This is a genomic window from Streptomyces sp. CA-106110, from assembly GCF_050936285.1.
GTDB lineage: Bacteria > Actinomycetota > Actinomycetes > Streptomycetales > Streptomycetaceae > Streptomyces.
This window is the reverse complement of record NZ_JBNJNB010000001.1, coordinates 4,495,441-4,513,566: the sequence shown is the minus strand read 5'-3', so window position 1 is coordinate 4,513,566 and position 18,126 is coordinate 4,495,441. Positions and strand designations below refer to the sequence as shown.

16 protein-coding genes are annotated in these 18,126 nt (G+C 70.9%); 5 read left to right on the top strand and 11 right to left on the bottom strand.

The window, feature by feature from the left end; genetic code table 11:
- Positions 1-52: 52 nt before the first annotated feature.
- Entirely contained in the window at positions 53-982 is a 930-nt protein-coding gene (locus ACQEXA_RS20750) for an AurF N-oxygenase family protein (protein ID WP_432932405.1), read from the bottom strand.
- Between the two features lie 135 nt (positions 983-1,117).
- On the opposite strand from ACQEXA_RS20750, the gene ACQEXA_RS20745 reads away from it, so the two are divergent.
- Positions 1,118-2,224, top strand: coding sequence for a ferritin-like domain-containing protein (locus ACQEXA_RS20745; RefSeq protein ID WP_359401019.1), 1,107 nt, complete (start codon positions 1,118-1,120; stop codon positions 2,222-2,224).
- Positions 2,225-2,328: 104 nt separating this feature from the next.
- Here the strand turns inward: ACQEXA_RS20745 and ACQEXA_RS20740 are convergent, their stop codons facing one another.
- Genes ACQEXA_RS20740 through ACQEXA_RS20715 form a run of 6 tightly spaced genes read right to left on the bottom strand, consistent with a single transcriptional unit; the run spans position 2,329 to position 8,511 of the window.
- On the bottom strand, positions 2,329-2,949 hold the full coding sequence (locus ACQEXA_RS20740; RefSeq protein WP_432932407.1) for a DUF3291 domain-containing protein: 621 nt from the start codon (positions 2,947-2,949) through the stop codon (positions 2,329-2,331).
- A 60-nt stretch (positions 2,950-3,009) separates the two neighbouring features.
- Positions 3,010-4,524, bottom strand: coding sequence for a penicillin-binding transpeptidase domain-containing protein (locus tag ACQEXA_RS20735; RefSeq protein WP_432932409.1), 1,515 nt, complete (start codon positions 4,522-4,524; stop codon positions 3,010-3,012).
- Entirely contained in the window at positions 4,521-5,897 is a 1,377-nt protein-coding gene (locus ACQEXA_RS20730) for an FtsW/RodA/SpoVE family cell cycle protein (RefSeq protein WP_432932411.1), read from the bottom strand. The genes ACQEXA_RS20735 and ACQEXA_RS20730 overlap by 4 nt, the downstream gene beginning before the upstream one ends.
- Before the next feature lie 50 nt (positions 5,898-5,947).
- Positions 5,948-7,234, bottom strand: coding sequence for an ATP-binding protein (locus tag ACQEXA_RS20725; protein ID WP_432932413.1), 1,287 nt, complete (start codon positions 7,232-7,234; stop codon positions 5,948-5,950).
- Positions 7,231-7,944, bottom strand: a complete 714-nt coding sequence (locus tag ACQEXA_RS20720) for a hypothetical protein (RefSeq protein WP_432932415.1) — start codon at positions 7,942-7,944, stop codon at positions 7,231-7,233. Before ACQEXA_RS20720 ends, ACQEXA_RS20725 begins: the two co-directional genes overlap by 4 nt.
- 60 nt (positions 7,945-8,004) lie before the next feature.
- A complete protein-coding gene (locus ACQEXA_RS20715) occupies positions 8,005-8,511 on the bottom strand; it encodes a protein-tyrosine phosphatase family protein (protein WP_360995508.1) in 507 nt (168 codons plus the stop codon).
- Positions 8,512-8,608: 97 nt separating this feature from the next.
- Between ACQEXA_RS20715 and ACQEXA_RS20710 the strand changes: the two genes are divergently transcribed.
- Complete coding sequence (locus ACQEXA_RS20710; RefSeq protein ID WP_432932417.1) at positions 8,609-9,412, top strand: nuclease-related domain-containing protein; 804 nt, start codon at positions 8,609-8,611, stop codon at positions 9,410-9,412.
- A gap of 4 nt (positions 9,413-9,416) precedes the next feature.
- On the opposite strand, the gene ligD is transcribed toward ACQEXA_RS20710, so the two are convergent.
- Positions 9,417-10,298 carry a non-homologous end-joining DNA ligase gene (gene ligD / locus ACQEXA_RS20705; protein ID WP_432932419.1) on the bottom strand — a complete coding sequence of 294 codons (882 nt, stop codon included), beginning with the start codon at positions 10,296-10,298 and terminating at the stop codon, positions 9,417-9,419.
- Positions 10,299-10,351: 53 nt separating this feature from the next.
- Here ligD and ACQEXA_RS20700 point away from each other — a divergent pair, with 53 nt between their 5' ends.
- Positions 10,352-11,512 (top strand): Ku protein, encoded by a 1,161-nt coding sequence (locus ACQEXA_RS20700; protein WP_432932421.1) that lies wholly within the window; start codon positions 10,352-10,354, stop codon positions 11,510-11,512.
- A 148-nt stretch (positions 11,513-11,660) separates the two neighbouring features.
- On the opposite strand, the gene ACQEXA_RS20695 is transcribed toward ACQEXA_RS20700, so the two are convergent.
- Complete coding sequence (locus tag ACQEXA_RS20695) at positions 11,661-13,289, bottom strand: esterase-like activity of phytase family protein (RefSeq protein ID WP_432932423.1); 1,629 nt, start codon at positions 13,287-13,289, stop codon at positions 11,661-11,663.
- A 282-nt stretch (positions 13,290-13,571) separates the two neighbouring features.
- Between ACQEXA_RS20695 and ACQEXA_RS20690 the strand changes: the two genes are divergently transcribed.
- Positions 13,572-14,450 (top strand): hypothetical protein, encoded by an 879-nt coding sequence (locus tag ACQEXA_RS20690; RefSeq protein WP_432932425.1) that lies wholly within the window; start codon positions 13,572-13,574, stop codon positions 14,448-14,450.
- A 326-nt stretch (positions 14,451-14,776) separates the two neighbouring features.
- Positions 14,777-16,216 carry a protein kinase domain-containing protein gene (locus ACQEXA_RS20685; RefSeq protein WP_432932427.1) on the top strand — a complete coding sequence of 480 codons (1,440 nt, stop codon included), beginning with the start codon at positions 14,777-14,779 and terminating at the stop codon, positions 16,214-16,216.
- Positions 16,217-16,360: 144 nt separating this feature from the next.
- Here ACQEXA_RS20685 and ACQEXA_RS20680 read toward each other — a convergent pair whose 3' ends face one another.
- Both ACQEXA_RS20680 and ACQEXA_RS20675 read right to left on the bottom strand, forming a co-directional pair.
- Positions 16,361-17,239, bottom strand: coding sequence for a hypothetical protein (locus tag ACQEXA_RS20680; RefSeq protein WP_432932429.1), 879 nt, complete (start codon positions 17,237-17,239; stop codon positions 16,361-16,363).
- The gene (locus tag ACQEXA_RS20675) at positions 17,236-17,868 is read right to left on the bottom strand and encodes an RNA polymerase sigma factor (RefSeq protein WP_432932431.1); all 633 of its coding nucleotides are present in this window, start codon (positions 17,866-17,868) and stop codon (positions 17,236-17,238) included. The genes ACQEXA_RS20680 and ACQEXA_RS20675 overlap by 4 nt, the downstream gene beginning before the upstream one ends.
- Positions 17,869-18,126 lie beyond the last annotated feature (258 nt).

Below are 18,126 nucleotides of genomic sequence, written 5' to 3'. Positions count from 1 at the left end.
AGCGTAACCGTGTAGCCGTACGAGACGGTGGCGCAAGCGCGCCGAAGGGCTCTCAGGCCAGCAGCCCCGACGACTTCCACATCCGCCGCCCGGCGCCCTGGAGCACCCCGATGTCGTCGAGGAACGTCGTCAGCTTCTTCGCGCCCGTCTGCATGACCTCGCGGCGGTGGCCGCTCGCCCTCACCTGGGCCACGGCCTCCCGTTTGTCGAGGCCGACGTTCGTGTAGACCTCGGGGTTGACGAAGGCGACCGAGAAGACCCTCGCGAACTCACCGGAGGTGATCCGGGTGAACTCCTTCGACCACCGCGGAGCCGTCAGCATCTGGCGGCGCAGTTCCTCGCGTGCGTACCGGACGTGCCGGGCCTCCTCGACCACGTGGATACGGGTGACCCCGCGGATCAGCGGCTGCACGCGCTCGTCGGGGAACGTCAGCCGCTGCATCCAGTCGAGGACCTCCTCGCCGAGCAGCGTGGCCGTGAAGGAACCGGGCGTCGTCGAGATCGTCTTGAAGACCCGGCCCAGATTGCGGTGCGCCCGGCTCACGGGGTACCAGGGGGTCCCGCCGTGCGCGATCAGCCGGGCGAACATCTTGGAGTGCCGGCACTCGTCCTCGATCTCGGTGAGTGCGTAGCGGACGTGCGCGCTCGTCGCCGGCTTGTCGTAGATGTGCCGTACCAGCAGCTGCATCAGAATGATCTCGAACCAGATGCCGAGCGAGGCGAGCGCCGCCGCCTCGTGCTGGGAGAGCAGGATCCGCTGCTCCTCGCTCATCTTCTTCCACAGCGGCGTGTCGTACAGGGACACCAGCTCCGGCGGCCAGAACCACTTCCCGTCCTCGAAGGGCGCGTCCCAGTCCAGTTCACGGTCCGGGTCGAAGGAGTGCTTGGCGGAGGAGTCGAGCAGCCGCTCGGCCACCTGCTCCCGGTCCTTGAGCAGGCCGAGCGCGTCGCGCAGCACTTCGGCTTCGGTCACGGTCGTCATCGCTGTCCCCACCACTCGTCGCACGGGCCGCCGTTACCGGCGGTCACCTCTTATGAGACTGCCTGTCAGCAAGCGCGTCAATCCCTTGTGCGCCACTTGTTGACGCCGCGTCTACCGCGTGTGAGCGTGGGCTGTATGCCGACGCATGAGCTGTACGCCATGGATCCTGGAGACTCCCTCTGGCAGGTGCCCGCCGGCGGTGCCGCGCGGTTCAGCTGGGAGTACGACGACGGACGTGACCGCTTGCTCGCCCTGTACCAGAAGGGCAAGGACAAGCAGTGGGACGGGCAGAAGCGGATCGACTGGGACCTCGAGGTCGATCCGTACGATCCACTCGGCGCGCCGGACGAGGCGCTGAACCTGTACGGGACGCCCTACTGGGCGAAGATGACGGCCAAGGACAAGGGCGAGCTGCGCAAGCACTACGCCTCCTGGCAGTTCAGCCAGTTCCTGCACGGCGAGCAGGGCGCCATGGTGTGCGCGGCGCGGATCGTGGAGTCCGTGCCCGACCTGGACGCCAAGTTCTACTCGGCGACCCAGACGATGGACGAGGCGCGCCACGCGGAGATCTACGCCCGCTTCCTGCACGAGAAGGTCGGGATGGTCTACCCGATCAACGACAACCTCCAGTCGCTGCTCGGCGACACGCTCCGGGACAGCCGCTGGGACATGCCGTACCTGGGCATGCAGGTGCTCATCGAGGGCCTGGCGCTGGCGGCCTTCGGCATGATCCGCGACACCACCGACAAGCCGCTGCCCAAGCAGATCCTGGCGTACATCATGCAGGACGAGGCCCGGCACGTGGCGTTCGGCCGCATGGCGTTGCGCGACTACTACAAGCAGCTCACGGACGCGGAACTGCGCGAACGCGAGGAGTTCGTCATCGAGGGCTGCTATCTGATGCGCGACCGCCTGCGCGGGGTGGAGGTGCTGGAGAACTTCGGAATCCCGAAGGCGGAGGCGGAGGAATACAGCGAGAACTCCGAATTCCTGCGTCTGTTCCGCCAGTTGCTCTTCAGCCGTATCGTCCCCTGCGTCAAGGACATCGGCCTGTGGGGCAAGCGCCTCCAGCAGGCCTACGTCGACATGGGCGTCTTCGAGATGGGCGACTCCAATCTGGACCTGCTGATGGCCCAGGACGAGGAGATCGCCGAGCAACTGGACGCGGAACGCTTCGCGGCGGAGGAGCAGGAGCGGGTCGCGGAGGTGGGGGAGGCCATCGAGGCGGGGGCGGAGGGCTGAGCCGGGTCAACGCCACGTGGACCGATCACTCGGTCGACGGGCGAATCGCCATATTCCTCTGGGTACGCTGATCGTGCCAGGCAGACTCCGCTGCGTGGGAGCAATCATGACCGCCGCGCGTCAGCACGGGCTGGACGACGACTATCCGTGGCCGCGTCCGCCGGAAGGTGGCTGGACGGCGGACGACCTCGACGAGCTTCCCAACCTTCCTCCGCACACGGCAGCCCGGCCGGTATCTCGCCGGGCACCGGCTGCGACGATCCCGGTGGGAACGACGCCCGCAGGTTGAACGCGTACGGCGTGGGGCCGTGGGCCCGCAGGTGGAGCAGGCGATCTTCCGCCTCCGCGACCGTGGGGCGGTGGCTCGCAGGGACCCACCACAGGACCGTGACCGCCTCCTGCACGCGCTCGAAGAACTCGCGGCGCCGCGCGAGCAGTTCGCGGTGCTGTCCCTGGTACATGAACGCGGTCAGCGCGTTCGTGTCCCGCCATGTCGACATGTTGACGATCAGCTGGTCGTCGCCGAGGACCGGGACGTCCGTCGCGTTCCCGGAAGGGCTCTGCAGCCGCCAGACGAAACCGTCCGATGCGTCGGCCACCGCGTTCACGGGGTCCAGCGCGTCCACGAAGTCCTTCAACTGCGGTGAGTCCAGCGGAGCCTTGAGGCGTGCGATGTTGACCTGGGCGAGTTCGTAGCCGGCTTGGGGGTGCTCGGTGTCCGTCATGGGCCGAACGTAGGTCGGTACGCGGCGGCGCACCAGCCCGCGTCTCAGCAGGCGGACCGGTCAATGCCCCTTGTTCTGCTCGGAGTTCAGCACCGCCAACATCACGGCCCGGGCGATCGGCGCGGCGTCCGAGCCCCCGCTGATCTCCCCCCGCGCACCCGCCGAGTCCTCCACCACCACGGCGACCGCCACCGCCGGCTCCATCGCGTCGTACGCCTGCGCCCAGGAGATGAACCAGGCATACGGCCGCCCCGCGTTGCCGACGCCGTGCTGCGCCGTGCCCGTCTTGCCGCCCACGGTGGCGCCGGGGATCGCCGCGTTGCGGCCCGTGCCCTCCTCCACGGCGTCCGTCATCATCTCCCGCAACTGCGCCGCCGTCGCCGGGCTCATCGCCTGGTGCAGGGCGCGCGGTTTCGTGCTCGAGACCTGCTCACCCGCCCTCGTCGTCGTCCTCTCCACCACGTACGGGGCGTTCACCGAGCCCCCGCCCGCCACCGCCGCCGCGACCATCGCCATCTGCAGGGGCGTCGCCCGTGTGTCGAACTGCCCGATCGAGGACAGCGCCAGCTGCGGTCCGTCCAGCTTCCGGTCGAAGGTGCTCGGTGCCACCGCGAACGGGATCCTCAGCTTCTGGTCGTTGAAACCGAACCGCTCCGCCGTGTCCGCCATGTTCCGCAGCCCGGCCTCCACACCCAGCTTCGCGAACACCGTGTTGCACGACCACTCGAGGGCATAGCGCAAGGACGCGTCCACGCAGCCCTCGGCCTCGTTCGTGAGCGTCGTCGTCGTACCGGGCAGCACATAGGGGTCCGGGGAGTCGGTCGGCGCGTCCAGGTCCCGCACCACCCCGGCGTCCAGCGCCGCCGCCGCCGTGACCACCTTGAACGTCGAACCGGGCGGATACGTCTGCCGGATCGCCCGGTTGAGCATCGGTGTGGCCGCGTCCCCGTTCAGCCGCTTCCAGGCCCGGACCGCGGACGTCCCCGAACCGGACAGCTCTCCCGGGTCGTACGACGGCACCGAGACCAGCGCCAGGATCCGCCCGGTGGACGGCTCGATCGCGGCCACCGCACCGGTGCGCCCGGCCAGACTCTGGTACGCCGCACGCTGTGCCGTCCCGTTGAGGGTGGTGACGACGTTGCCGCCCGGGCTGCGGCTCCGGGTGACGTCGTTCCACAGGGGAATCGGGGCCAGCAGCGGATCGGTGCCCGAGAGCACCGCGTCCTGGGTGTTCTCCAGCAGCGTCGTCCCGTACACCTGCGAGGCGAAGCCGGTGACGGGCGCGTACAGCGGCCCGTCCGTGTAGGTGCGCTCGTAACGGAACATCCCGCCGCTGTCCCGCGAGCCGGTCACCGGGCGCCCGTCGACCACGATGTCGCCGCGCGGCGCGCCGTACCGGGCGATCGACTGCCGGCGGTTGGCGGGGTTGTCCGTGTAGCGGGAGGCCTCGAAGATCTGCACCCGGGTGGCGTTCACCAGCAGGGCGACCAGGAGCAGCACGCACAGTGCCGCGGCCCGGCGGATGGTGGGGCTGCTCCCTGGGCGGGCCAGGTCGACGTCCTGGGGGAGGCTCATCGCGTCCCCGTCCCGTCGTACTGACCGCGTGCAGAGTGGCTGATCCGGATGAGCAGCGCCACGATGATCCAGTTGGTGACGACCGACGAGCCGCCCTGGGCGAGGAACGGCATCGCCATACCGGTCAGCGGGATCAGGCCGGTCACCCCGCCCGCGATCACGAACACCTGGAGCGCGACGATCGACGCGAGGCCGATGGCGAGCAGACGCCCGAACGGATCCCGCAGTGCCAGGCCCGCCCGGTAGCCGCGCTCCACCAGCAGGGCGTAGAGCAGGAACAGCGCGGACAGGCCCGCGAGGCCCAGCTCCTCGCCCGCCGTGGCCAGGATGAAGTCCGACTTGGCGGCGAAGCCGATGAGGATCGAGTGGCCGCGCCCGAGGCCGGTGCCGAGCGCGCCCCCGGCGGCGAACGCGAAGAGGGACTGCGCGAGTTGGTTGGGACCGATCCCGGCCTCGATGGAGCCGAAGGGATGCAGCCAGTCCGTGACCCTGGCGTGGACGTGCGGTTCCAGCCGGCCGACGGCGAGCGCGCCGAGGACGGCGAGCAGCACACCGACGGCGATCCAGCCGGTGCGGCCCGTGGCCACGTACAGCAGCACCACGAACAGCCCGAAGAACAGCAGCGAGGTGCCGAGGTCCCGCTCCAGGACCAGCACTCCGACACTCAGCAGCCAGATGGCCACCACCGGGCCGAGGACCCTTCCGGTGGGCAGCTGCAACCCCCACACCCGGCGGCCCGCGAAGGCCAGCGCATGGCGGTTGGCGGCCAGGTATCCGGCGAAGAAGATCGCGAGCAGGACCTTCGCGAACTCGCCCGGCTGGATGGAGAAGCCCGCGACCCTGAGCCAGAGCCGGGCGCCGTTCACCGCAGGAAAGAAGATCGGCAGGGTGAGCAGGACCAGGGCGGCGACCACGCAGACATAGCTGTAGCGCTGGAGCACCCGGTGGTGCGGCAGCAGCAGCACCACGGCGATGAAGAGGGCCACGCCGAGCGTCGACCAGTACAGCTGGGTCGGGGCGGCCCGGTCGCCCGGGGTCTCCAGGTCGAGGCGGTAGATCAGCACCAGACCCACGCCGTTGAGCAGGACGGCGATGGGCAGCAGCAGCGGGTCGGCGTACGGGGCGCGCAGCCGCACCGCGCAGTGGGCGAGCAGCGCGAGCACGCCGAGACCGGCGCCGTAGTGGGTGGCGCCGGGCGGGACAGTGCCGTTCTTCGCGAGACCCACGGCGCAGTAGCCGTACATGGAGATCAGGACCGCGAGCAGGATCAGGCCGAACTCGGTGCCGCGGCGCCGGGGCGGGCGCAGGGCGGGAGCGGGGGTGTCCGCCACCGTCCCCGCGCCGGGCAGTCCTGGCGTTCCGGGCTCGATCATGTGCGGAACGTAGCAAGCGGCGACCGCGATGTCCTGTTATATCGGCCCAATCAGCTCGTTCCGGTACATCCTTGTGTTTCCGGTCCGGGCAGCGTCAGCGTGGCCACCGCCCCGCCGTCCGGCGCGTCGGTGAACTCCAGCGTGGCGCCCAGCACCTCCGCCTGTCCCAGCGCGATCGTCAGCCCGAGACCGTGCCCCTTGCTGCCGCGCTCGGTGCGGAAGCGCTGCGGTCCGTGCGCCAGGAGATAGTCGGGGTATCCGCTTCCGTGGTCCCGTACGGTGACCCGCGGGCCGTCGACGGTCAGCACCACCGGTGCCCGCCCGTGCCGGTGCGCGTTCGCCACCAGATTGCCGAGGACGCGTTCCAGCCGGCGCCGGTCGGTCTCCACACGGGCGTCGCGCACCACCCGTACCTCGGTCCTCGTGCCGGAGGCCCGCACCACCCGTTCGGCCAGCGGCGCGAGCCGCTCGATGTCCAGTTCCAGACGCTCGCTCCCCGCCTCCAGGCGGGAGATCTCCAGCAGGTCCTCGGTGAGCGTGCGCAGCGCGGCCACCCGGTCGCGCACAAGCTCGGTCGGCCGCCCGGGCGGCAGCAGCTCCGCGGCCGCGTGCAGCCCGGTCAGCGGGGTGCGCAGCTCGTGCGCCACGTCCGCGGTGAACCGCTGCTCGCTCAGCAGCTTGCCCTGCAGTGTGGCCGCCATCGTGTCGAGAGCCCCGGCGACCGCGGCCACCTCGTCCTTGGGGCGCGTCGGGTCCTTCGCACGGGGGTCGTCCACGCGCGCGTCCAGATCGCCGGCGCTGATCCGCCGGGCCACCTGCGCCGTCGTCTGCAGCCGCCGGGTCACCCGGGTCACCGCGAACATCCCGACGAGCAGCGTGGCGCCGATCGCCAGGCCCGAGGACCACAGGATCGCCCGGTCGAGTGCGGCGATGATGCGGGCTCCCTGCGCGTAGTTGCGCCGCACCGCGATCACCCGGCCGCCGTCGGCCGGGCCCGCCGCCCACATCGTGGGCCGGGGACCGCCGGTGCCGACCATCGTGCCGCGCCGCCCGCCCGTCGCCAGCTTCCTCAGCTGCTCGGGCAGCCCCGGCAGATCGAGGCCCGCACTCTGCGGCAGCCGGTCGCCCGCCTGGTACGCCCGTGCCGCATCGGTGAGCCGGGCCAGCGCCCGGCTCCGGGCCTCGCCGACGGTCCGGTCGGTGACCTGGGCGTGGACCAGGACACCGAGCAGCGCGGCGAGCCCACAGCACATCACGGCGATGAAGGCCGCCGCCCTCCAGGTGAGGGTGGCCGTCCAGCGGGTCAGCCGCCCCACGGGCCGTCTCACGGAGATCATCGGGCGCTCTTCGGCGGGCCGGCCGCAATGGGCCGCCGCGGTGGTGCGGTGCCCACCCGCAGGATCTCGTCCCTGGTCGCCAGCATGGCGCGCTGCGCCGGGTCCCAGGCCCACACCGTGCGGAACGCGTATCCCGGCAAGGTCGACGGCGAACGGATGATCACGTCTCGGCCCGCCAGCTCCACGCTGATCACACTGTCCGAGGTGCCCATGACCTGCACCAGCCGGTGGTTCTCCACGGTGTCCACACGCACCGCCAGCTGCTCGCCCGGAAAGCGGATGCCGAGCACCATGTCGTCCCTTCCGTCCCCGGTGAGATCGCGGTAGTAGGCCCGGAGCAGCGGACACCGTCCCTGTCCGTCCTTGGTGCCGCACTCCTGGAGCCGCTCGCGCGTCGTGGCGTACACCGCGTGCGGTCCCGCGTACGCCTCCGGGTGCGCGGCCACCTCGGCGCGGACGACGGCCAGCGGATCGACCCGGTGGACGTCGTCACCCGGAACGGTGACGCCTTTGACGGTCTGGGTCTGTGCGACGCCGTAGTCGATGGCCGGCGCGGAGGCGGGCGGCAGCCGGGGCCACAGCCGCTCCGGGCCCACGGCGGTGGCGGTGGGGCCCGCCCCGCGCAGGGCACCGGAGTCGCCGCACCCCGCCAGGAGCAGAGCACCGGCGGCGAGACACAGGACTGCGCACACACGACGGCTGGAGAACACGGAGTACGTCCTTTTGGTCGCCTGATGGCCGATTGCTCACTCTATGGCCGGGTGGCGACTTCACTCCGCGAGTTCCTCCAGGAGACGGGCCGTGTCCAGACCGGCCCGCAGGTACTCCACGAACAGCTCGTTGTGCAGCGCCCAGGGCCCTCGGCGGGCGCGGATCATCCCGATCGCCTCGTCGGCGCTGTGACCAGCGCGGACCAGCGCCTGCGCGACGACCAGGCCCGAGCGGTTGTACCCGTGGTAACAGCGGACGAGGACCCGCCGGCCGTCCTCCAGCGCATCGTCGGCCGTCTGTGCGAGTCGTATCACTCCCGCGATCTGGGTCCCGTCGAGCGGACCGTCCGGAATCGGCCACACATGGTGCTCGACCCCCTCGTCCGGCCCGTGCCCGGGCAGCCGCAACAAGGTCAGCACCAGATCGAATTCATCGCGTACCACCGCGAATTCCAGCTGCCCGGACCGTCCCGCGTACTCGTGGCCGCCCATCCACAGGCCGGGCACGATCTCGCTCCACGGGCTGTCCGGAGCGGGAACATCGGGTTGCTTCCTGCGGGTCCGCAACAGTGCCTCCCACCGACTCCCCAACTGCTCACAAAGGTAGCCGGGTTCTTGCCCCTGGAGCACCCCGCCTGTTCCCATGGTCGAGGGGTGATGGTGCATGAGTGGACTGCGCGTCGTACCGACCTGGCGCCACGGACAGGAACGTCTGTACGTGTGCGGCGCCGACGGGCGGAACGTCGCCTGGTACGACCGGGACGCGGGCCGCGTCAACCTGCTCAGCGAGGATCTGCGGCAGGACGTGCTCGACGCGCTGGGCCCGTTTCTGACCGGACCTGTGACGGTGGGACCACCCCCTGTCCCCACCCCCGCGGAGCTGGCACGGCTCACCCTCCACCCGGACGACGACCTCGCACCCAACCGTCCGGGCGAGGCCCTGCTGGTCGCCCTGGACCGCGACCCCGGGCCCGCGCACCGGCTGCGCCCCGACCCGAGGCGCCGGGCCCTCGCCGCGGAGCAGACGGTCGGCGAGACCCTCGACGCGCTGGAGGGCGCGGGCTGGCACACCCTGCACTCGGTGCCGCTGCCGGGCGGGGACCGCATCCACCACCTGGCGATCGGGCCCGGCGGCATCTTCGCGGTGCGCGCGCTGCACGCCCGCAGACAGCGCGTCCACGTCGCCGATCCGCTGGTGACGGTCGGCCGCCACGAGCCGCTGCCGCTGCTGCGGCGGGTGCGTGCCGACGCGGATCGTGCGTCCTACGCGCTGACCGCCGAGGTCCATCCGGTCCTGGTCCTGGTGGAGCCCGCCCGCCTGGAGGTCGCCGACCTGCTGCGCGAGGTCCGCGTCCTGAACGTCACGGACCTCACCGGCCTCGCCCGTCTGGGCGGCATGCTGAAGCCCGCGGACGTCGAGGCCCTGCACGCGATGGCCCGGGACCGGCGCATCTGGTCGAGGGTGTGACGGATCAGGGCACCGGCGCGGCACGGGCGGGGCCGAGGAGCGGGGCCAGGAGGTCGCCGTACGCCTGGAGGCGCGGGGCGAGGTCCTGCGCGCGGTAGACAAGGCTGCCGGGGGATCCGCAGTCCGCCACCTCCTCCCACGTCACCGGCGCCGACACGGTGGGTTCCGCACGGGCGCGCAGCGTGTAGGGCGCCGCCGTCGTCTTGCGTGCCGCGTTCTGGCTCCAGTCCACGAAGACCCTCCCGGGCCGCAGGCTGCGGGTCATCCGGTGGACGACCAGCCGGGACATCGCCTTCTCCGCCTCCACGGCGAGCCGCTTGGCGTACTCCGTCGTCTGCCGCGACGGCGTCGGCTCCACCGCCGCCAGCAGGTGCAGTCCCTTGGAACCCGAGGTCTTCGCGTACGCCTCGATCCCGTCCGCCGCGAGCCGCTCGCGCAGCCACAGGGCGACCTCGCAGCACTCGACGACGGTGGAGGGTGCCCCCGGGTCGAGGTCGAAGACCAGCCGGTCCGCCTCGTCGGGCGCCTGGACACGCCACTGCGGGGTGTGGAGTTCGGCGACGAGGTTGGCCGCCCACATCAGGCTGGGCAGGTCCTGGATCACCACCATGCGGGCCGGGCCCTCTGAGCGCGGCACCTCGGCCCTGGTGACCCAGTCGGGCGTACCCGGCGGCACGTTCTTGGTGAAGAACACCTGGCTGTCCGGCCCGTCCGGATAGCGCAGGAAGGAGACCGCACGATCGTGGAGGTGGGGCAGCAGCGCGTCCGCGGTGGTCGCGTAGTAGTGCAGCAGTTCGCCCTTGGTGAAGCCGGTCGCCGGATGGACCACCTTCTCCAGATTGCTCACGGCCAGCCGTCGCCCCTCCACCTCTGTGATCGGCGTCATACGATGAGAATCCCACGAAATCGGCCGATATCCATGGAGAAGGGGCGCGGCACGTGCGATCCATCTGGAACGGCACCATCTCGTTCGGCCTGGTCAGCATCCCCGTCAAGCTGATGAACGCCACCGAGAACCGTTCGATCTCCTTCCGCCAGATCCATCTGCCGGACGACGGCCGGATCCGCTACCGCAAGTTCTGCGAGCTGGAGGACCGCGAGGTCCCGCCGTCGGAGATCGCCAAGGGGTACGAGGACGCGGACGGCACGGTCATCCCGATCACGGACGAGGACCTGGCGAAGCTCCCCCTCCTGACCGCCAAGACGATCGAGATCATGGCCTTCGTACCGGAGGACCGGATCGATCCCCTCCAACTGGGCACGGCGTACTACCTCTCCGCGAACGGCGCTCCGGCCACCAAGCCGTACGCGCTGCTGCGGGAGGCGCTGCGGCGCAGCGGGAAGGTGGCCGTCGCCAAGTACGCGCTGCGGGGACGGGAACGCCTGGGCATGGTGCGCGCGGTCGACGACGTGCTCGGCATGCACGGGCTGCTGTGGCCGGACGAGATCCGGGCGCCGGAAGAGGTGGCTCCGGACAGCGGCGTCACCGTCCGGGACAAGGAGCTGGACCTGGCGGACGCGTTGATGGACACGCTGGGCGAGGTCGACGTGGACGAACTGCACGACCAGTACCGCGCGGCACTCGAGGAGCTGATCACCGCGAAGGCGGAGGGCAAGGAGCTCCCGTCGGCGCCCGAACCGGAGGGCGGCAAGGTCCTGGACCTGATGGCGGCCCTGGAGAAGAGCGTGCACGCGGCGCGGCGGTCACGGGGCGCGGGGGCGAGCGAGGAGGCGGGGGAGGCCGAGGAAGCCGAGGTCAGACGCCTGCCGACCCGGAAGGCGGCGCGTACGGCGCCGAAGGAGGTCGGCGGCAAGAAGTCGACGGCGACGACGAAGAAGGCCGTGGCGGGGAAGACGGAGCAGAAGAAGAGCACGACCGGGAGGACCACGGCGAAGTCGGCGTCCGCGGGGAAGAAGACGGCTCCGGCGAAGGCGACGGCAGCGTCGAAGGCCACGGCGTCGAAGGAGACGACGTCCGCCAAGTCGACGGCGAAGAAGACGGCGGCGAAGAAGACCGCGCAGAAGAAGACGCCTGCGAAGAAGACCACGGCGAAGAAGACGCCTGCGAAGAAGACAGCGGCACGCAAGCGGACCGCCTGATGGGCTGCCTGCATCTGCGCGCGCCGGCGGTGACCGCCCGCGGCCCGGAGTCGCACGGCCGCCCCGCGCCCGTGTGCGACGGGCGCGGACGGTCGTGCGACTCCGGTGGCGGTGCCGGGGCGCCCTCAGCCGCTGTTACGGGGTGCCGTCACCGAACGGTGAAGGTGACCGTGGCCGTGCTGGTCCCGGCGGGCAGCTTGGTGGTGTCGACGGCCAGGTACTCGCCGTCGTCCTGCTGTCCGTCAGGGAGGATCTTGGAGTGCAGGGTGTACGGCGCGGCGGTGTTGGAGACGCCGTCGACGCCGAAGTCGCTGTCGTTGCTGATGACGAGCGTGCGGCCGCCGTCGGTGGTGGCGACGCCCTCGACCTTGTCGTGACCGAAGAAGCCGCCGGTCGGGTCGAGCTGGGTGACCAGGGCGCCCAGGTCCAGGTACGAGCTCTTGGTGACCGGGGTGACACCGGCCGCCTTCAGCGCGGCCTGGGCCGTGGCGGTGTTGCCGTCGCCGACGTACGCGTCGATGGTCTGGTGGTTCGGGCCGACGAGCAGCCCGCCCTTGGCCGCGTCGTACGTGGCGCCCGGCACCTTGGCGGAGGGACCGACGTCGGTTGCGCCGCTGATGTCGATCTTGAAGAGCTTCTTGAACGCGCCGGGCTCCATGTTGCCGTCCCGCTCGTCCACGGCGAAGGTGGTGTTGCTGAGCGCGGTGATCTCACTGACCGCGCCGCTGTTCACCTTCGGGTCGTCGAGCAGGTAGACGTACTCGTGCGTCGCGTGGGTGCGCAGGTTGTACGTCACGATGCGCAGCGCGGTGACGTTCTTGGTCTTGACGCCAGCCGGCAGGTCGGGCTGCTGGAGCGCGGACTGCATCATGCCGACGAGCGTGCTGCCGTCGGGCGTGATGGTCAGTCCCTCCATGCCCTTGTTCGGCACCCGGGCGGCTAGTTCGGCGGGGAGCGAGCCGTCGAACGGGGAGAGGCGCTCGATCGCCCGGCCGTCGCGGGAGAAGTGCGTGATGAACGGCCCGTACTCGTCGGACACCCAGAAGGTGCCGTCCCGCATGACGACCAGGCCCTCGGGGTCGTAGCCGTACGGCGAGGCGGGCAGCGCGTTGCCGGCCAGGTCGATCAGCGACTCACCGGTGTTCGCCTGGGTGTTCACGTGCCCGTTGTACGGGGTGCCGTCGGCGGCACGCAGTGGGATCGTCTTGAGGACCTCGGCCTTGGTGCCGACGAGACGGATCTTGGCGAGCGTCGGGACGAAGTCCGGGAGCGGGAGCGCCTTGCGGCCGTCGGGGGTGTCCACGTTCGGGCCGCGGTCGGTGATCCCGTAGAACTCGTTCTTCGAGCCGGGCACCTGGTAGAGCGACGAGCCGTAGGCGCCGCCCGAGATCTTCACCCCGCCGACGGTGGCGAGCGCCGGCAGGTGGGTCCGGTACAGCCGGACGGCGTCGCTGACCGTGTAGTCGAAGCTGTCGGTGCCGGTGAATCCGGGGTCCGGGGTGTAGCTGAACGAACCGCCCTGATCGACCGTCAGGGTGCCGTGAGCGGTCCTGGTGTGCGAGACGAGGGTCGCCGGCTTGCCGCTGTCGTTGGCCAGAAAGCCGCGCCCGTGCACGGTCAACGTCCGGCCCGCGTGGGCCGTGTAACGGTCGGCGCGTGCCTTGAGCACCGGACCCTGGCCGCCGTGAGCCGTCTGTGCGGCGCTCGCCAGGCTGCTGCCGGTCAGCGACAGCACCAGAGCGGTCGCTGCGGCGGTCGCCATCCTCAGACGAGACATCTGTTCCTCCTAGTCCGTGCCTCTCCTTGCGGGATGCACGAATGGCGAGCTTCGTAAGGGCACATGTCCGGCGCAACAAGGAAGACTTGCGGGGAGGCAGTGATCGAGTGACGGGAAGTTGACCAACTGGCGTAACCCGCACCACACCTGAAAGAGCATCAGGTGCGACGAGGGCCCGGATGTGCGGCGCAGGAGTGCACGTCCCGCATCCGACGTCGCGACTTCATGCCCTCCCTACCGGGAGCCCATCTGCTGCTCATGCGCCGAAGAGACCTTCTTGGCATGCGCATTGCTTCCCTGCGGGCCCATCGCCTGCTCACCGCTCCGGCCATCGCCCTGGTCGCGTCCCTCACCGCCACGGTGGCGGTGCTCGCCCCCGCTCCGGCGGCGTTCGCCGACTCGAACGCCGTGCCGACCTACGAAGTCAAGATCAACCTGACCGGTGCAGCGCTCGACTCCTCCCACAACCCGACCGCGGCCGTGAAGGCCGCCTTCGGCATCACCGGCTCCGCCAAGGCCCGGTCCTACGAGTACTTCGACACGAACGCGCTCGACCTCGACGCGCAGGGCTGGGACGTGCGCCTCCGCCACAAGTCGGGCTCGTCCTTCGAGGAGTCGTACAAGAAGCGGTTCCCCGTGGTCGGCAGCGACATCGACGCCGCTCTGGACGAGGCGAACGACGAGGGCTTCGACAGCAGCGACACCAACTACGACGCCGAGGTGGACTGGGGCTACGCCAAGCAGACCCTCAGCTTCAGCAACGAGAAGAGCCACAGCGTGAGCGGCTACTCCGGCACCTCGATGCCCTCCGCCGGCACCGGCCGCAACTGGCTGGTCAACGACATCCCCGGCAAGCTCGACGACTGGTCCTCCAACAACTGGGGTTCGGACACTCTCAAGGCCTCCCGCGCCTACGGCCCGGTGACCTCGCAGGTGTGGTCGGGCGCGTGGGAGTGGTCCGACGACGCGAGCATCGAGGTCCTTCCCGTCGTCGGCGCGAGCGGGACCGGCACGGAGTACGTCGTCGAGCTCTCGTTCAAGACCGACGACTACGCGGACGCCGCCGATCTGCACGCCGACGCCCTCTCGGTGGCCGACTCGCACGGCTGGCTGTATCACGGCGACATCCTCAAGACCCAGCTGATCCTCGACCGTTACTGAGCCGACGGGCAGCTCGGCACCACGGCGTCCGGCCACAGCCGTTCTCGGCTGTGGCCGGACGCCGTCCGCTGTGGTCCTTTTCCGTGCCGCCGACGAGCGCAGGGACGATCCCGTGCTGCGGCGTCAGGATCGTGGCGACCGCCTTCACGCCGCCCCCGGTGCCCCGCGGATGGCCCGGATTCGACCGTCGATCCCGATCTGGGTGGATGCACGGAGCCGCAGCGGGTACACGGCGAAAAGCCTTTCGATGCTCGGACCCTGCTCGCAGCGACAGTAACGGAGACCAGATGAGGGCCTGCCGATCACCTGTGCCGTCTCCACTCCGCGTGTCCGCCGATGTCGTGGGCGGCCGGTACCGGTTGGACGCGAAAATCGGTACCGGAGGCGTCGCCGACGTCTATGAGGGGATGGATCTCCGCCTCATGCGGCGGGTGGCCGTCAAGGTCTTCCGGTCCGGCGCCGACCAGGAGATGGAGGAGCGCTGCGCCGACGAGGCCGTCCTGCTGGCACGCATGCAGCACCCGGGGCTGGTCACCGTCTACGACGCGGGACGGCACAAGGACCTCGGCTATCTGGTCATGGAACTGGTCAAGGGCCCCACCTTGAGCCGGCGTATATCGAGCGGGCTCCTGACACCCGGACACGCCGCCGAACTGGGCGCCGCCCTCGCGGGCGCACTCGCGCATGTGCACGCCGCCGGCATCGTGCACCGTGACGTCAAACCGTCGAATGTGCTGCTGGATGACGCAGGAAACCCGCATCTGGCCGATTTCGGCATCTCCCGGATGATGAACGCCACACGGCACACGGCCTCCGGCGCGCTGATCGGCACCGCGGCGTATCTGGCCCCCGAGCAGGTCCTCGGCAAAGGCATCGGGCCCGCCGCCGACATCTACGCGCTCGGCCTGGTGCTGCTGGAATGCCTCAAGGGAGAACTGGAGTACGACGGCACCCCGTTGGAGGCCGCCATCGCCCGCCTCCACCGACGGCCCGACATCCCCTGCTCGGTGCGCCCGGACCTGGCTCACCTCCTGAGCGCCATGACGGCACTGGACCCGGAGGCACGTCCCACCGCCGGCGAGTGTGCCGAGGCGCTGTCCGCCCTCTCCCACGGCCCGGTCCCGGTGCCATCCGCGGAACACCTCTCCGACGTGGCCACCGCCCAGGCCGCCGGGATCAGGAGCGGAGACGGGGCCGGATGGCCGGCCGCGCGGCAAGCGGTTCGAGGCGGCCGCCGTATCCGGGCCGTACGGACGATCCAGGGGCCGTCACCAGAGCCCGTCACCCACCGACGACCGGGCCGAGTACGAGGCGGCTCCCGTCGCCTGGCGCAGGTCACCGGCACCGCGGTCCTCACGGCGGTCCTGGGGGCGACCCTGTCCGCCTCCGCCGACCGGGGTGACTACGGCGCCGACCGGGCCGCCTCGGGGGCACCCGGATCCACACAGCATCCGTCCACCACGTTGGCCGAGAACACGCCAAAGCGGGGCGTCCCACCGGCGCAAGCGCCTTCCGGCTCTCCCTCGGAGACCCACGGCCCTGCGACCGTCACGGACCCGTCCCGTGACGCCCGGCACTCCCCGAGCTCCCTGGACGGCAGCACCGTCACCCGGACTTGGGCACTCCATGAGTCCGACTGGCAGGAAGAGGCCCGTCACGGCGCCCAGCAGACCCAAGACCCCGCCACCCGGCGGGCCGAGCGCCATGCGCAGCCGAAGGACGGCCCCGAGCACAAACACCACCCGGGGAAAGAAGAGGCGAGCTGAGGTCTTTGGGGGAGTGGATGGGAGGGCAGCTCACCCCGAACGGCGAACGGCGAACGGCGAACGGCGAACGGCGAACGGCGAATGGCGATAAGCGCAGGGCCAGAGGCATAGGGCGGTCGGCGAAGTGCGGCCACGGGCGCAGGGCTACTTGTGTTTCCCGTTGCCCTTGTCGCCGCTGGTCTGCCCGTTCCCGGTCGCGCTGTTCGCGCCCCCGGAGCCGTTGCCGGAGGCGCCCGTGTTCCCCGTGCCACCCTTGCCGGGGTTTGAGGTATGTCCGGCGGATTTGCCCGTGTTGCCCGACCCGGTCGTGGCCTCCGTGAGTTCCCGTGCGCAGTACGCGGCGACGTTGTCCTTCCCGCCCGCAGCCGCGATCAGCCGCTGCCAGGCCGTGGCGTCGAGCGCCTTGCCGCGGTCCTTGACGTGCTCGTAGGCGCGGCAATGGGCCGCGGTCTCCTTGCCGGTGACCGAGCCGTGCTGCGGTCCGAGGCCGCCGGGGGAGGCCGGCGAGGCCGCACCGCCCGTCCGGTGCGGGGCGACCGTCGACGGGTGAGCGGTCCCTCGGCCGGCACCGGCCGCGGACGAACCGGCCGACCCGATCGCCGCGACCGCCACACCGCCCAGGGCAAGGCTCGCGAACACCACGCCGAAGGTCGTCTTCAGGGACCGTCCGGCATGCCGCTCCCCGGGCACCCGCCAGTCGTCCCGGCGTCGGGTACGTGCCCGGTGTGTGCCCGCGGCCTGGGCGGTCCGGAAGGCGGCCAGAGCCCGCTGCTCGGCGTCGGGGTCGAGATCGCCTTCGCGCATCGCGGCGGCGAGCACCGTCTCCAGCGCGGCGTCGTCCCACGCGTCCCATGATCCGGACACGGCGTCACCCGGGTGCATACGTCGGCGGCCCGGAGGTCCGTCGCCGCTCAGCCGTTCACCCATGTCGCGCTTCCGTTCCCTGTCCGGCGTATCTGATTCATCCGGTACTGCCGGGTTCTGGTAGTCGTCCGCCGGCTCACTGCCGCCGCCGTCGTTCATTCCGACTCCCCCAGCGTCCGGGAAGTCTCATCCGTCACACCCTCTCCCGCCTCGCTGCCGACGCCCAACTGGCGGGCGAGGCGTTTCAGGCCCCGGTGGGCGGCGGTGCGCACCGCTCCCGGGCGCTTGCCGAGGACGCGTGCGGCGGCGGTACCGTCCAGGCCGACCACTACCCGGAGGAGCACGGCCTCGGCCTGGTCCCGGGGGAGCCCGCGGACCAGTTCCAGGGCCCGCTCGGTGGAGAGGGACTCCAGGGCCTGATCGTGGGTGCTGTGCGGGCCGGGCAGGTCCAGTACGTCCTGCTCGATCGCTCCCGGCCGGGGCCGCACGCGCTGGCGGCGCAGATGGTCCAGTGCCCGGTGCCGGGCGATCGTCGCCGTCCAGCCGCGGAAACCGGCCCCGTCCCCCTTGAACCGTCCGAGGTCACGGGCGATCTCCAGCCAGGCGTCGGACGCCACGTCCTCCGCCTCGTCGCCGACCAGTCCCCGCAGGTAGCCGAGCAGGCCCGGCTGCACGATCCGGTAGGCGACCGCGAAAGCGGCCTCGTCCCCGTCCTGGGCCCGCGCGACCGCCGCGCCCAATTCCCCGTCGTGCGGCTGCACGCGCCGGGGTTGTCGTCCCTGGCCCAAGACTGTCCTCGTTCGCACCGGTTCATAGCGAGTCCGTACCGTCCGACGCACTCCGGTCGCATCGGCGGCCCCCATGGTGACCAGCGCCAGTTCTCACAGAAGTGTCACAACGCCTCAGTGCTGCCAGGTCGTCGCCGCGCTGCTGCGGCCCGCCGAACGGCGCCACTACGGGCCGCCGGTACGGCAGTTCGAGGAATCCGGCCGTCTCGGGGCGACGTGTCCGCGCGGGGTCCGGGACGAGCGACCGTTCGCCGGCGC

What these genes read in the sequence shown, in the direction of transcription:
- ACQEXA_RS20750 (WP_432932405.1), bottom strand. Translation starts at nt 982, where the DNA reads ATGACGACCGTGACCGAAGCCGAAGTGCTGCGCGACGCGCTCGGCCTG.
- ACQEXA_RS20745 (WP_359401019.1), top strand. Translation starts at nt 1,118, where the DNA reads ATGCCGACGCATGAGCTGTACGCCATGGATCCTGGAGACTCCCTCTGG.
- ACQEXA_RS20740 (WP_432932407.1), bottom strand. Translation starts at nt 2,949, where the DNA reads ATGACGGACACCGAGCACCCCCAAGCCGGCTACGAACTCGCCCAGGTC.
- ACQEXA_RS20735 (WP_432932409.1), bottom strand. Translation starts at nt 4,524, where the DNA reads ATGAGCCTCCCCCAGGACGTCGACCTGGCCCGCCCAGGGAGCAGCCCC.
- ACQEXA_RS20730 (WP_432932411.1), bottom strand. Translation starts at nt 5,897, where the DNA reads ATGATCGAGCCCGGAACGCCAGGACTGCCCGGCGCGGGGACGGTGGCG.
- ACQEXA_RS20725 (WP_432932413.1), bottom strand. Translation starts at nt 7,234, where the DNA reads ATGATCTCCGTGAGACGGCCCGTGGGGCGGCTGACCCGCTGGACGGCC.
- ACQEXA_RS20710 (WP_432932417.1), top strand. Translation starts at nt 8,609, where the DNA reads ATGAGTGGACTGCGCGTCGTACCGACCTGGCGCCACGGACAGGAACGT.
- ligD (WP_432932419.1), bottom strand. Translation starts at nt 10,298, where the DNA reads ATGACGCCGATCACAGAGGTGGAGGGGCGACGGCTGGCCGTGAGCAAT.
- ACQEXA_RS20695 (WP_432932423.1), bottom strand. Translation starts at nt 13,289, where the DNA reads ATGTCTCGTCTGAGGATGGCGACCGCCGCAGCGACCGCTCTGGTGCTG.
- ACQEXA_RS20690 (WP_432932425.1), top strand. Translation starts at nt 13,572, where the DNA reads ATGCGCATTGCTTCCCTGCGGGCCCATCGCCTGCTCACCGCTCCGGCC.
- ACQEXA_RS20680 (WP_432932429.1), bottom strand. Translation starts at nt 17,239, where the DNA reads ATGAACGACGGCGGCGGCAGTGAGCCGGCGGACGACTACCAGAACCCG.